Genomic DNA, 14819 nt, shown 5'->3' with positions numbered 1-14819 from the left:
TTTAACTTTTTAGGAGTAAGAGAATTTAAAATTTTTGAGTACTTTACAGTATCATTAAATTTCATGCCCAACTTTATTATAATTTTATTATGAATAATGCCAAACTGCAAGCTTTTATACCGCTTTTTTACTTAGTATGGTCTGATGACCTTTTAACACAGAAAGAGTTTCAAACTTTACAAGATTTTATAACTACTCAAACTTGGCTTTTGCCAGAAGAACAGCAATTTTTACTTTCAAAAATAACAATATCAAATCCACCATCACGTCAAAATTTGTACGAATGGAAATCGGAATTAGAAAAAATTGTACAAGCTAATCCCTCCATTAATTCTATTTTTGATATTGTAAAAGCGCTTTCAAATAACGATGCGAATATTAACGGCTTGGAACCATATTTTACCAAATTAGAAAATGATTTAGGCTATTTAGGAGAAGAGGTCATTAGTACTTTCAAAACAACTGTAAATTCAATTACTTCAAGAACGCATACCGATAGTAGCTTTGATATTTCAAAATTAACTGCGCTATTGGATGGCGACCAAGCAGATATAATCAATAAGGTAAAAGCGGTTATTTCTAAACCAGAATTTGCTTACGAAACATCCACAGACACTACAGTTTATAGAACTAAAGTGTATGAATGGTGTCGCATTTTAGCAAAAGAAAATTTTGGAAATATGGCCTATCCAAAAGAATATGGCGGCGGCGAGAATATTGCGGATTATTTTGCCATTATGGAAACATTAAGTTACCACGATCTAAGTTTGGTAATTAAATTTGGGGTGCAATTTGGTTTGTGGGGAATGAGTGTGCAGTTGTTAGGGACAGCCAAACACCACGAGAAATACTTGCAAGCAATTGGCTCTTTGCAGCTGCCAGGCTGTTTTGCCATGACAGAGACCAATCACGGCTCGAATGTAAAAGGACTGGAAACGACAGCGACCTATAATCATGAAAACAAAACGTTTACGATTCAAACACCAAACAAAAAAGCACAAAAAGAATACATTGGCAATGCTGCAATGCACGGACAAATGGCGACCGTTTTTGCCAAATTAATTATAGACGATCACGATTACGGAGTCAACGCCTTTATTGTACCTTTAAGAGATGCTGATGCTACTGTTTTAAACGGAATTACAATTGGTGATTGCGGATTAAAGATGGGACTAAATGGTGTAGATAACGGAACAATTAGTTTTAATGATGTGGTTATTCCGAAAGAAAATATGTTAGATCGATTTGCTTCGGTAAATGAAAATGGAGAATTTGAAAGTCCAATTCCGAGCGACAACAGACGATTTTTTACGATGTTAGGAACCTTGGTAGGTGGACGAATCGGAATTCCTCGTTCTGCCTTGGCTGCAGCTAAATCAGGTTTAACTATTGCAATTAAATATGGAGATCAACGCCGTCAATTTGGTCCAGACGGAGGATCTGAAGTTCCCGTTTTAAACTATAGAATCCATCAACGACGCTTACTTCCTCACGTGGCTAAAACCTATGCAATGCATTTTGGTTTACAATATCTTACCAATCGATTTTTAGCACGAACCGACGAAGGAATGCAAGAAATTGAAGCCTTGGCTGCAGGAATGAAATCGTATTCAACTTGGAGTACCAGAGATATTTTGCAAGAATGTAGAGAAGCGTGTGGCGGTAAAGGATATATGTCAGAAAACAGAATTGATGCATTGAAAAATGACACCGAAGTCTATACTACTTTTGAAGGAGACAATACCGTTTTGATGCAATTGGTCGCCAAGAACAGACTATCTGAATTTAGAAAGTCGTTTGGTGAAATGGGATCGATGGGAATCATTAATTACGTTTATGAGAATGCAAGAACAGCAATAGCAGAAAAGAATCCGATTGTAACAAGAAAAACTGATGCCGATCATTTACTAGACCGTCAGTTTCATTTGCAAGCTTTTGAGCATAGAGAAAAAAGTATTCTAGCTTCTGCTGCTAAGCGAATCAAAAAATTAATTGACAGTGGTTTAGAGCCTTATGATGCTTTTAATGTGGTACAGCATCAAATGATCGATGTGGCACAAGCCTATTTGGAACGTGTGACCTTAGAACAATTTCAGATTGCCGTAGCAAAAGTAAAAGACGAATCCGTAAAAGCAATTCTAAATAAATTAGAGCAATTGTATGCGCTTTCACTAATTGAAAAAAATAAAGGATGGTTTTTAGAAGATGGCTACATGGAAGCAGTGAAGACGAAAGCAATTCGTAAAATGGTCAATCAATTGTGTTGGGATATTCGTCCAGATGCAGTTCCTTTGATGGATGCATTTAACATTCCAGACAGCTGTTTGGCAGCCCCAATTATATTTAAATAAACTTCAATTTGACTTCTAATCTAATTTTATTTCAATGAAACTTGTAAAAAATATTTGCTCTATTGCCATTACAGTTATTTTTAGCTCGTCTGTTTTTGGACAAATACAAGCTGAAAATCAAATGGTTGCAGATACTATATTTGTGAATTTAAAAGACTACAGTTCTGATTTTATTTATGATATGAAATATGCTACTGACGACAATTTCTTAAAAGCTAAAGTGTACGATTGCGATGAATGTTATTTGCGGCTACAAACCGTAAGAGCTCTGGTAGAAGCAAACAGAGAATTTGTAAAAAAGGGCTATAAAATAAAATTATTCGACTGTTATAGACCACTTTCTATTCAGAAAAAAATGTGGAAAATAGTTTCTAATCCAAAATATGTAGCTGATCCTAATAAAGGCTCCATCCACAATAGAGGAGGAGCCGTTGATATTACTTTGGTAGATGAAAATGGTATTGAATTGCTAATGGGAACTCAGTTCGACCATTTTGGAATTGAAGCGAGTCACAAATATACTAAGTTGCCCAAAGAGATTTTAAACAACAGAAAATTGCTAAAAACAGTGATGCAAAAGCACGGTTTCAATGCTTTTGATTCGGAATGGTGGCACTATAATTTAAAAGCAGGTTTAAATGAAAAAGTGTCTAACACTAATTGGAATTGCAATTTGTTACTCGATGCATTTTAGCGTATTGATAAAAAATGTATCTGGTTCGTATTTTTGACCATCCATTTCAGAAGTTAATTCGTTTCCTACGACAAAATCTTCAGAACCATTTAGGTACTTAATACGCATCATTGTAACAGGAGATTTTTTCAGCTCTTCTATGCTTCCTTTTATGAACATAAAAATGCCAGTATTAATGCGATTGTTTGAACTGTTTTCGCCGCGAATTAACGTTCCGCAACTTTCTTGATCGATGTGATACATAGTCACTATTTTTCCGTTAGCCAGTTGCAAAATCAAACGAGAATTCTTGTCAAAACAGTTGGCACTAATAAAATTTTTACTCTTTTTAATCAATTGTAAGTTTAAGGTAGGCATATCATCGGTAGAAATCAACGAAAAGAAAACGTAACTGGAACTGCTGTCCATACTCTTTTCGCTCATAATATAGCCTTTGGTTGCTTTATAAGTTCCAATAGAATCGGTAACGTTCGCACTATATTCGCAAGGTTTTTGTGCAAATGAATTAAAAGTAAAAAGTAAAAAAGTAAGTAGAAATAGATTTTTCATCGCAATTATAATTTTGTGCAAATTAATACAATTTTGTTATCATTTACATCCGTTGTAAAAAAACAATAACTAGTTCCTCCGTCTTTTATTTTCCATTTTTTTCGAATGATTTCGACCGTATCCGGAAAATTTCTAGTAGTAATGTTTGCTTTTTTATTAGACAAATGAAGTTTCATTTCCGTTTTATTGTAAGGAATTGCGTTTTGTATTTCAAAACGTCTCCCGGGAAATTCAATTGCTTCTTCTGAAGTATATAAATGAGAATGTTTATGTAATTTATTGATTTTAAATTGTGAACTAACGGATTCGAAACCTCCAGATTTCATTATCGCACTATTAGCTTCGTATAAATATTTTTGTGGCAAATGGTAGGTTGCAAATTCGTTGTTTGTGTTTAAAACATATTCAAAAGTTTGATTTTTCTCCTTCGAAATATTTACTGTTTTAATAGTAATTACATCCGTATAGTCATGGTGAATTTCCCAGAGTACTTCTTTTACTTCATTTTCTAGCGCAACGATATGGATGTTTTTTACATTTTTAAGTTCGTCCAATCCTGCAGCAATATCTAGCAATGGTGCTGTTTTTAATAGTATGCAGTTAGAATACTTAAAATAAGAGTCTAAATTTTCAGGTACATTTGGTAAGCAATCGGTCAGCATGAATACTTTTCCTTTAGCATCATTTCTGCGAGACGGATCAATATATATCCAATCAAAATATTGCTTTAATTCTTCTAAAATATGTGTACTATCACCTGCATAACATTTGATGTTTGAAGCATTCATTTGCTCAAAATTATGCGCTACAATTTCAGAAAGAGAAGCGTCAAGTTCGCAATGAATTACTGTCTTAAAAATGGTTGAAAAAAAATAATCATCTACACCAAAACCGCCAGTTAAATCTATTATTGAATTTCCAGAAAGTAAGGAAGTTTTGTAGGCTGCCGTTTTTTCTGAAGAAGTTTGTTCAACAGAAATCTTGCTCGGATAAATGATGCTATTGGTATTAAACCAAGTGGGTAATTTGTCTTTAGCTTTACTTTTTGCTTCAATTTGATTCAAAATAGAAATCCATTCTACATCTGGAAACTGATTTTTTTGGAAAGCCAATCGTGCTATTGATTTACCTATTTGTTTATTGATAAAGTCTTGAATTTCAGCTTGTAAAATGGGAATTTTCAATATTATATTCTTTCGGTTAAAACCATTACAATTTTATTATTCGGAAAAAATTCTTTTAAAATTACTTTGATCATTGTAAAGACTGGAATTGCAACAATCATTCCGACAATACCAAAAGAAATTCCACTAATAAGAATGACTAAAAATATTTCTAAAGGATGAGAGTTCACACTTTTAGACGATATAATTGGCTGACTGATATTGTTGTCTATGGCTTGAACCAAGAAAAAACCAATAACAATGTAAATCGTAGTGGGTAAGATTTCACTTTGAAAATCTTGGCCAATTAAACTTAACATCGTTAATAGTGCTGCTAAAACGGTTCCAATAATTGGTCCGATGTACGGAATAATATTGAGGAGCGCGCACAAAAATGCAATTATAAAAGCATTCTGACTTCCAAAAATTAATAAAACAATTAAGTAGAGAATAAAAACTACGGTTAGTTGCATGAGCAAACCCACAAAATAACGAGTCAATAAATAATTTATTTTTGAAACGGAATTTATAATTTTATCTTCATTATTATCTGGTAAAAGGCGTCTCGCATTTTCTTTAAATAATAATTGATCTTTAACAAAGAAAAAAGTGATAAAGAAGACCGACGCTACTCCCATTCCAAAATTTGCGAGGAAATTTAGAACTGCGTTAATAAAGTTAGTAAAAAAGCCAAAATTTATTTTAGAAGTTAGATCGGCATTTTGTGCTAAAGTACTAAAATCCAAATGCTCGAGGTTAAAATATTTTTCGACGGACTTTTCGATGGTCATAAATTGAGTTTGCAAACTATCTGTATCTAAAAGTGCCAGATTGTTTGCTTGCGAGATGATTAATGGAACAAACAATAATATAAATCCCGCAACAGCCAAAGAAAATAAAATCAGTGTCACTATAGCAGCAAACGTCGGACTGAATTTAAGTTTATTTTCTAAAAATTGTACTAGCGGATTCGCAATAAGCGTCAAAATTAAAGCAACTATTAGGTATACAATTACAGTTTGAATCACGTACAAAAAGTACAAAACTAGACCTATAATTAGGATAGTTGCAAGTGCTCGCAAAAGGCCGTTAGAAATTATTTTAGATGTTATCATTGTAGTTTTATTTAAAGGATAAATATAGAAAAATACTGCTTAAATAATTAAAGTAAATTAATTTTACTTTAACTGCAGCAATTGATTAGTTATTTCATACAAACATATACTTGCGGCTTGTGCTACGTTCATGCTACTATTGGCTCCGAACATATCGATGTGCACGACTTGATGTGCAATTTCTAACAAAGATTCAGAAACGCCACTAATTTCGCTACCGATAAGCAAAGCTATTTTTTTATTTCTTTCGATACTCACTTTTTGAAGAGCCTCACTATTATGCGCAATTTCTAAAGCAATTATTTCATACTTATTTGCTAGTAAATATTCTTTAATTTCTAATTCGGTTTCTACAACCGTATAAGGAACGCGTAAATGCGTGCTTCTAGACGTTTTATTAATTTTTCGTGGTGTTAAAGGGATGTCTTTGCCTAAAAAAAATATAGCTTCGACACCAAAAGCTTCCGATATACGGAATATCGAGCCAATGTTTTGCTGAAAATAGATATGATCGCAAATTATAGTAATTGGAAAAGTTTTGCGTTCAAACTGCGTTTCTTCGTGTGAAAGTTGCATTTTTTAATTCGTAAATATGTAATTAATAATATTTGCGCCCATTTTTAACGCTTTTTCACGTACAGCAAGAGGATCATTGTGCACTTCGGCATCTTCCCAACCGTTTCCTAGATCACATTGATAAGTGTATAACAAAACCAATTTGTTGTCAATAAAAATTCCAAAAGCTTGCGGTCTTTTATTATCGTGTTCGTGAATTTTGGGCAAACCCGCAGGAAAAGAAAATGGCTTTTGAAAAATAGCGTGACTTGCGGGTAATTCTACTAACTCGCTAGCAGGAAATATTTTTTTAATTTGAGGACGAATGTAGGGGTCCATTCCGTAATTGTCATCAATATGTAAAAAACCACCGCCGTTCATATAATTACGCAGATTTGCAATATCAGCTTCACTAAAAACAACATTTCCATGTCCAGTCATGTGCGCAAATGGATACGATAGTAAATAGGGATCACTTGGCGTTACAGTAACTGGTTTTGCTATAATTTTTGTATTTATATTGGCGTTGCAAAATAAAATAAGATTGGGTAAAGAGGTTGGATTTGCATACCAATCGCCACCGCCACTGTATTTTAAAAGTGCGAATTCTTGCGAAAAAACAAAACTAGAAAACAAAAGAAATAGAAAAGTTATTTTTTTCATATTGTTATTTTCAAAAGAGTGTACTAACTTTCATTAAAAAACGCAACACTATGGCACGCTACAACAGCGGCTGTTTCTGTTCTCAAACGCGTGTTACCTAAAGATACCGGTTGAAACTTATTATCAAAAGCCAGCTCAATTTCTTTTTCAGAAAAATCACCTTCAGGACCAATTAAAATAGTGACATCCGTACTCAGTTCTAAAACAGATTTCAATGTCTTTTTATCGGTTTCCTCGCAATGTGCGATCAGTTGTAAACCGCTGTTTTTATTCTGTTTAACAAATTCTTTAAAAGAAATCGCAGGATTTAATTTGGGTAAATAAACTTCATTGGATTGTTTTAGAGCCGATAAAATTATTTTTTCGTACCGATCAACATTAATAACTTTTCGTTCGGAACGATCACAAATGATAGGCGTAATTTCATGAACTCCAATTTCAGTAGCTTTCTCTAAAAACCATTCGTAACGATCGTTCATTTTGGTAGGAGAAACTGCCAAATGCAATTTGAAATTTGGTACTGGTTTTTTCTCGAACGAAAGAATTTTAACCGTACATTTTGTATCTGAAGCCAAAACAACTTGTGTTTCAAATAATAAACCTTGACCGTTGGTCACATGTAAAATATCTCCGTCGTTTTTGCGTAGCACTTTTATAATGTGACGACTTTCTTCTTTGTCAAAAGAAAATTCTTGTACATTTTCGTCAATAGATGGATTGTAAAATAATTGCATAATTAAAATTGGATTCTTGCTTTTGAAACAACAGCTGAAGTTTCAAATTGTTCTGATAAATATTTTTGATAACCCACAATGCCAATCATAGCAGCATTATCGGTAGTGTATTCAAATTTTGGAATGTAGGTTTTCCAACCGTATTTTTCTTCCGTCTCTTTTAGTCGAGCTCTAATTCCTGAATTGGCAGAAACTCCGCCACCAATAGCAATTCTATTAATTTTGGTTTCTTTAACGGCTAATTTTAATTTGTCCATTAAAATTTCTATAATCGTATGCTGTATCGAAGCACAAATATCATCTATATTTTCACCTACGAAATTCGGATTTTCTACTTTTTTCTTTTGAATGAAATATAAAATAGCTGTTTTTAATCCTGAAAAGCTAAAGTTTAATCCAGGTACTCTAGGTTTAGTAAATGCAAATGCTTTTGGGTTTCCCAGTTGCGCATGTTTGTCGACCAAAGGTCCGCCAGGATAGGGAAGTCCCAAAATTTTGGCACTTTTATCAAAAGCTTCACCAACGGCATCATCGGTCGTTTCGCCAATTATTTCCATTTCAAAAAAACTACTCACTTTTACAATTTGCGTATGTCCGCCACTAATTGTTAATGCCAAGAACGGAAAAATGGGTTTGTCGTATCCCTCTTCATCTATAAAATGAGCCAAAATATGAGCGTGCATGTGGTTTACAGCAATTAAAGGAATGTCTAACGCCAAGGCCAACGATTTACTAAAAGAGCTGCCAACCAAAAGTGAACCCATAAGTCCGGGTCCTTGGGTAAAAGCAATTGCAGTTAGTTGTTCTTTTTGTACATTTGCCTTACGAAGCGCGGCATCAATCACTGGAACAATATTTTGTTGGTGCGCTCTCGAAGCTAATTCAGGAACAACGCCGCCGTATTGGTTGTGAATAAGCTGATTGGCTACAACATTTGAGAGTACTTTGTCGTTATGTAAGACAGCAGCTGCTGTATCGTCACAAGAACTTTCAATGGCAAGTATAAAAACCTCAGATTTTTGCATATAAAAGCACGAATTTTGAATTATATTTGACCAAAATTATGGTTCAATTAAGTGTTTAGAACGAGTTGCCAAAATTAAAGAATTTTTATCAAAAGAACTTTGATTTGAACCATCAATATTAAAATTAAAAAGTAAAGTAAACCTATCAAAAAGTTTAGCAAAATATTTCTTCGATCGATACTCGGATTAATCCTTCTTTTGTTGGTGTTGGCAACTCTATTGGCGGTACCTACGGTGCAAACCAAAATAGCTAATTATTACACCGAAAAAATTAACAAAAATTTTAAAATAGACATTCACGTAAGTAAAGTCGCTGTGAGTGTTTTTGGTGGTGTAAAATTAAAAGACGTTCTTATTAGAGACCATCATAAAGACACTTTAATTTATTCGGCTATTTTACAAACGAATATCTTAGGCGGAAAAAGAATTTTAGATGGTGATTTAATGTTTGGCGACATTAGATTGACCAAATTACTTTTTAATCTAAAAACATATAAAAACGAGAAAGAAAACAACTTAGACGTTTTTATTCGTGCTTTCGACTCTGACAAACCGCCTACAAAACAAAGCAGACCTTTTTTAATGACTGCAAAGAATGCCTATATCAATAAAGGTCATTTTATTTTAACAGATGAAAATCGAGCTGTCCCAAAAGATGTAGACTTTACGAATTTAAATGCTTTTATAAGCGATTTTAAAATCTCAGGTCCAAATGTAGATACTAAAATTCATCGTTTGTCTTTTAAGGACCATCGTGGTTTGTATGTCACTAATTTTACTTCTGTTTTTAGCTACAGCAAAGAGCAAATTAAATTGGATAAATTGGGAATTACCACCCGTGAATCGCAGTTAAATGGTACCGCTTCATTAAATTATAAAATTGAAGATTTTGCTTCATTTACTGATAAAGTTCGTTTTGATGTAACAATTGATTCCGCTTCTTTAGCTTCCAATGACGTTCGTTATTTTTATACTGAAATGGGTAAAAACATAAAGTTTAAACTGCGTTCGACCGTTAAAGGAACATTAAATAATTTGACTTTATCTAAATTAAAATTAGTCGATAGTAATCAATCAGAAATTGTCGGTAAAATAAATTTTAAAAATTTATTTGGTAAAGACGATCAAGAATTTGCAATGATCGGAGACTTAAAATTGCTGTCGACATCGCACGCAAATTTGGTTAAAGTATTGCCCAACGTCTTAGGAAAAAGTTTGCCCAAAGAAATTGAACGTCTAGGACGTGTAAATTTAATTGGAAATGCACGGGTTTCTAAAAAGGAACTGCAAACTAACTTTACGATAGTCACCGATATTGGAAATGGAAATGCTGATTTGCAAATTTCTGATTTGGATTTTATCGATCGTGCCTCTTATAGTGGAGCTGTAGTTTTACAAGATTTTAATATTGGAACGTTGTTGGACTTAAAAAGTCTCGGAAAAACTACTGCAAACTTAACGATAGATGGTAAGGGTTTTACGCAAAAATACTTGAATACTGCCGTAAAAGGAACGATTAGTAATTTATTTTACAATAATTACAATTACCAAAATATTACAGTGGACGGAAATTTTAAACTTCCCAATTATAAAGGAGAGATTAAAATAAAAGATCCAAACTTGATTTTAAATTTTGATGGATTAGTCGATTTAAGTAAAAGAGAAAACAAATACGATTTTCACATTAATGTCGAAAAAGCTGATTTGCACAAATTGAAGATTGTAAATGATACGCTGTCAACTTTCCAGGGCGACGCAATTGTTGCTGTTACGGGTAATAATATTGAAAATTTATACGGAACTATTTATTTGAGCAATGCCGTTTATGTCAATTCAAAATCAATCTATCCATTTGATGAAGTAACTATTAATTCTGAATTTGATGCCAATCGCGTGCGAACCATTACTATAAATTCGAGTGATGTGGTCGAAGGTCAAATTGTTGGAAAATTTAGATTTGATCAGTTGTATGATTTAGCAGCCAACTCTGTACTAAGTTTATATGCAAATTACAAACCAACAAAAGTCACCAAAGGACAATTTTTAAAGTTCAATTTTAATATATATAATAAAGTAGTGGAGCTCTTTTATCCAGAAATTAATATTGGCACGAATACGATGATGCGTGGCCAGATTGATTCTGATAAAAAAGAATTCAAGTTCCGTTTAAATTCAGAAAAAATAACACTTGGAACGAATACATTAGACAATATAAATTTTCGTCTAGATAATAAAAATCCGCTATACAATGCTTATGTAGAAGTAGATAGTATTAAAACGAAGTACTATAAAGTGAGTGATTTCAGTTTGATTAATGTGACGATGAAAGACACTCTTTTTGTTCGTTCAGAATTTAAAGGAGGTAAAAAAGCCGAAGATTATTTTAATTTAAATTTATATCACACGATAAATAAAGACAAAAAGAATGTTATTGGATTTCATAAATCAGAAATGAGATTTAAGGAGAACATGTGGTATTTGAATGAAAAAGGAGAAAGCAACAACCAAGTTGTTTTTGACAAAGAATTAAAAAATTTCACCATTGATAATTTTATTTTATCGCATGAAGATCAAAAAATCGATCTGTTTGGAGAAATAAAAGGAGATTCTTATAAAGATATTAATCTGAAGTTTAACAATGTTGATATTAATAAAGTCACGCCCGAAAACGATAAATTCACCTTTAAAGGAAATTTAGTGGGAGGTGTTCATTTTAAACAGAATAAGAATGTTTATCAACCAACTGCATCGATAAAAATTAACGATTTAAATATTAATGACACTGAACTTGGCGTCTTAAATTTTGATATTGCTGGAGATGAAAATTTTAAAAAATTTACTATAAATTCTTCGGTAAAAAATAATTTTGCAGAATCCTTTAGTGCCACAGGAGATTTTGAAATTGTAAATAAAGAAACCGTTTTAGATATGAATCTAAAAATGGAAGATTTTAACTTGGGAATTTTAAGAAACTTAGGAGGCGATGTGTTGTCAAACATTAGAGGTTTTGTTTCGGGAAATGCTTCTATAGCTGGAAATTTAAAAACACCAGATGTAAATGGCCGATTGTATGTAAGCAAGGCTGGACTGACAATTCCGTACTTAAATGTCGATTACGCTTTAAGCGAACGTACGATTATTGATGTCACCGATGAGAAATTTTTGTTAAGAAATAACAGTTTAACAGACACGAAATACGATACAAAAGGTTCTTTAAACGGAACGATAGAACATCAGAATTTTGGAGATTGGAAATTAAATTTAGATATAAATACAAAGAAATTATTGGTTCTTGATACAAAAGATAGCGATGATGCGGGTTATTTTGGAACCGCATTTATCAATGGTTCAGCATCAATTAAAGGTCCAGTTGAATCACTTTTTATTAAAGTAGCCGCAAAATCTGAGAAAGGAACAGTTATTAAAATTCCGATTAATTATGCTGAAAGTGTGGGTGAAAGCAGCTTTATCCATTTTGTAACTCCGAAAGAAAAATACAATTTAGCTAACGGAATTGTTGAGAATACCCGAAATTATAATGGTTTAGAATTGGAATTCGATTTTGATATAACACCAGATGCAGAAGTAGAGGTGATTTTAGATCGTAGTTCTGGTCACGGAATTAAAGGAAAAGGATATGGTTCGTTATTGTTTAAGATTAATACTTTAGGTAAATTTAATATGTGGGGCGATTTTCAAGCCTACGAAGGAACCTATAATTTTAAATATGGTGGTTTAATTGACAAAAAATTTGCAGTAAAAAAAGGAGGACAAATTATTTGGGAAGGAAACCCAATGAAAGCACAATTAAATATCGAAGCAGTATATCGAACTACTGCTAATCCATCGGTATTGTTAGAAAGTTCCTCATTTAATAAAAAAGTACCTGTGGACGTGGTTATCGGTTTACGCGGTGATTTGGCAAGTCCAGAGCCTGTTTTTAATATCGAATTCCCTACGGTCAGCAGTGTCATGAAATCTGAAATTCAGTATAAATTAGATGACAAAGATGTGAGACAAACCCAAGCTTTGTATCTGCTTTCTTCAGGCGCATTTTTAAGTCCAGAAGGAGTAAATCAGTCTGATTTCTCGGGTAGTTTGTTTGAGACAGCGACTAATTTATTGGGTAATATTATTAAGACAGACAATGATAAATTTGCTGTAAACTTAAATTATATTGCAGCCGATCGAAGAGTGGGACAAGAGGCAGACGGTCAGTTTGTAGCAAATATTTCGTCTCAAGTAAATGAGAGGATAACTATAAACGGTAAGGTTGGTGTGCCAGTTGGTGGGATCAACGAATCTGCGATTGTAGGCGACGTAGAAGTACAATATAGAGTTAGTGAAGACGGTTCGCTTAATTTGCGCTTGTTTAATCGTGAAAATGACATTAATTATGTAGGTCAAGGGATTGGTTACACACAGGGAGTCGGTGTGAGTTACGAGGTCGATTTTGACACCTTTAAAGAACTGGTCAATAAAATTTTTAAAGATCAGAAACTAGAACGTGCCATAAAATCTAATGATGATTTTCAAGATTCTTCTTTGAATCCAGATTACATTCGTTTTAACGAAGCCAAAAAGAAAGAGGACAAAAAGAAGGAAGAAGAAAAGAAAAATGCAGAGCGTCCCCCTTCAGAAAAGCAAAATAATCAAGGGAGAATTCCAGAGGAAGATTAAAGCTATGTCAATTTATAATCAAAAATAAAATTATATACTTCATTTATTTTTGGTTTGATCGTTCAATTTTATGTATCATTTTATAACTTTTGCTTCTATTATTGTTGCGATTTACGCGATTTAATGAATATAGATCGCATTAATTTTCTTTTATTTTCAGGGCTTTCCGAAAACTTATTAACGAAAACGTTTGAATTTAACACAATTATTTATTTAATAATAATATTGGTCGCTTAAGTGGTTCGCGTTTGCTAATTTTACGCTTTAATACTTAAATAATGCCAAAAACAATAAAAAAAGTAGGTGTTCTTACCTCTGGAGGAGATTCACCTGGAATGAATGCAGCCATTCGATCTGTAGTTCGAACGTGTGCTTATCATAATATTGAATGTATCGGAATTTATAGAGGATATCAAGGAATGATTGAAGGTGACTTCAAGGAAATGGGACCTCGTTCTGTAAATAATATTGTAAACAAGGGAGGAACAATTTTAAAATCAGCGCGTTCTGCAGACTTTAAAACTCCTGAAGGAAGAAAAAAAGCACACGAAAACCTTATAAAATCAGGTATTGATGCTTTGGTTGTTATTGGTGGTGATGGAAGTTTTACAGGAGGATTACTTTTTAATTCTGAATATAATTTCCCAATTATGGGAATTCCAGGAACAATCGATAATGATATTTTTGGTACAAGCTATACTTTAGGCTACGATACCGCTTTAAATACAGTTGTAGATTGTATTGATAAAATTCGCGATACAGCAAGTTCACACAACCGCCTGTTTTTTGTAGAGGTTATGGGTAGAGATGCTGGTCATATCGCTTTGAATGCAGGTATTGGAGCTGGAGCGGAAGAAATTCTTATTCCAGAAGAAGATTTGGGTTTAGAACGCTTATTAGAATCATTGCAAAAAAGTAAAGCTTCAGGAAAATCATCTAGTATAGTTGTAATTGCTGAAGGAGATAAAATTGGTAAAAACGTTTTTGAATTGAAAGATTACGTGGAAACTAATTTACCAGAATATGATGTGCGTGTATCGGTTTTAGGACACATGCAAAGAGGAGGATCACCGTCTTGTTTTGATCGCGTATTAGCAAGTAGATTAGGAGTGAAAGCTGTTGAATCTTTATTAGAAGGTAAATCTAACTATATGGTTGGCTTATTGGCAGATAAGGTAACATTAACGCCATTAGAGCAAGCGATCAAAGGTAAATCAGTGATTGATAGAGATTTATTACGTGTTTCTGAAATAATGTCGACGTAAAGGAATAAAATTTTGAAGTTTATTG

The 14819-nt window shown here is 33.1% G+C and carries 11 protein-coding genes; 4 read left to right on the top strand and 7 right to left on the bottom strand.

All coding sequences use genetic code 11. From position 1 onward, the window contains the following. The first annotated feature begins 89 nt into the window (after positions 1–89). Positions 90–2351 (top strand): acyl-CoA dehydrogenase, encoded by a 2262-nt coding sequence (locus tag AP058_RS09015; RefSeq protein WP_066309444.1) that lies wholly within the window; start codon positions 90–92, stop codon positions 2349–2351. 34 nt (positions 2352–2385) lie between these two features. Then, the gene (locus AP058_RS09010; RefSeq protein ID WP_082706615.1) at positions 2386–3045 is read left to right on the top strand and encodes a M15 family metallopeptidase; all 660 of its coding nucleotides are present in this window, start codon (positions 2386–2388) and stop codon (positions 3043–3045) included. On the opposite strand, the gene AP058_RS09005 is transcribed toward AP058_RS09010, so the two are convergent. The 7 genes from AP058_RS09005 to tsaD all read right to left on the bottom strand — a co-directional run bounded on the left by AP058_RS09005 (position 3028) and on the right by tsaD (position 8849). Further along, positions 3028–3594 (bottom strand): hypothetical protein, encoded by a 567-nt coding sequence (locus AP058_RS09005; RefSeq protein WP_066309609.1) that lies wholly within the window; start codon positions 3592–3594, stop codon positions 3028–3030. The two genes, AP058_RS09010 and AP058_RS09005, sit on opposite strands and share 18 nt — an antisense overlap. A gap of 5 nt (positions 3595–3599) precedes the next feature. Continuing rightward, entirely contained in the window at positions 3600–4778 is a 1179-nt protein-coding gene (locus AP058_RS09000) for an SAM-dependent methyltransferase (RefSeq protein WP_066309443.1), read from the bottom strand. Positions 4779–4780: 2 nt separating this feature from the next. Then, positions 4781–5872, bottom strand: a complete 1092-nt coding sequence (locus AP058_RS08995) for an AI-2E family transporter (protein ID WP_066309441.1) — start codon at positions 5870–5872, stop codon at positions 4781–4783. A gap of 63 nt (positions 5873–5935) precedes the next feature. Next, positions 5936–6448 carry a TrmH family RNA methyltransferase gene (locus AP058_RS08990; RefSeq protein WP_066309438.1) on the bottom strand — a complete coding sequence of 171 codons (513 nt, stop codon included), beginning with the start codon at positions 6446–6448 and terminating at the stop codon, positions 5936–5938. A 3-nt stretch (positions 6449–6451) separates the two neighbouring features. Next, complete coding sequence (locus AP058_RS08985) at positions 6452–7090, bottom strand: DUF4159 domain-containing protein (protein ID WP_066309436.1); 639 nt, start codon at positions 7088–7090, stop codon at positions 6452–6454. A gap of 23 nt (positions 7091–7113) precedes the next feature. Next, the gene (locus tag AP058_RS08980) at positions 7114–7824 is read right to left on the bottom strand and encodes a 16S rRNA (uracil(1498)-N(3))-methyltransferase (protein WP_066309433.1); all 711 of its coding nucleotides are present in this window, start codon (positions 7822–7824) and stop codon (positions 7114–7116) included. A 2-nt stretch (positions 7825–7826) separates the two neighbouring features. Further along, positions 7827–8849: a tRNA (adenosine(37)-N6)-threonylcarbamoyltransferase complex transferase subunit TsaD gene (gene tsaD / locus AP058_RS08975; RefSeq protein WP_066309427.1), complete on the bottom strand. Its 1023-nt coding sequence runs from the start codon at positions 8847–8849 to the stop codon at positions 7827–7829. A gap of 204 nt (positions 8850–9053) precedes the next feature. On the opposite strand from tsaD, the gene AP058_RS08970 reads away from it, so the two are divergent. Both AP058_RS08970 and pfkA read left to right on the top strand, forming a co-directional pair. Further along, entirely contained in the window at positions 9054–13529 is a 4476-nt protein-coding gene (locus AP058_RS08970) for a translocation/assembly module TamB domain-containing protein (RefSeq protein WP_231739609.1), read from the top strand. A 278-nt stretch (positions 13530–13807) separates the two neighbouring features. After that, complete coding sequence (gene pfkA / locus AP058_RS08965) at positions 13808–14794, top strand: 6-phosphofructokinase (protein WP_066309423.1); 987 nt, start codon at positions 13808–13810, stop codon at positions 14792–14794. The last annotated feature ends 25 nt before the right edge of the window (positions 14795–14819 follow it).

Origin of the sequence: Flavobacterium sp. TAB 87, from assembly GCF_001529295.1 — a bacterium.
Taxonomy (GTDB): Bacteria; Bacteroidota; Bacteroidia; order Flavobacteriales; family Flavobacteriaceae; genus Flavobacterium.
The sequence above is the reverse complement of the archived record's forward strand: the minus strand, read 5'-3'. Positions and strand labels throughout refer to the sequence as shown.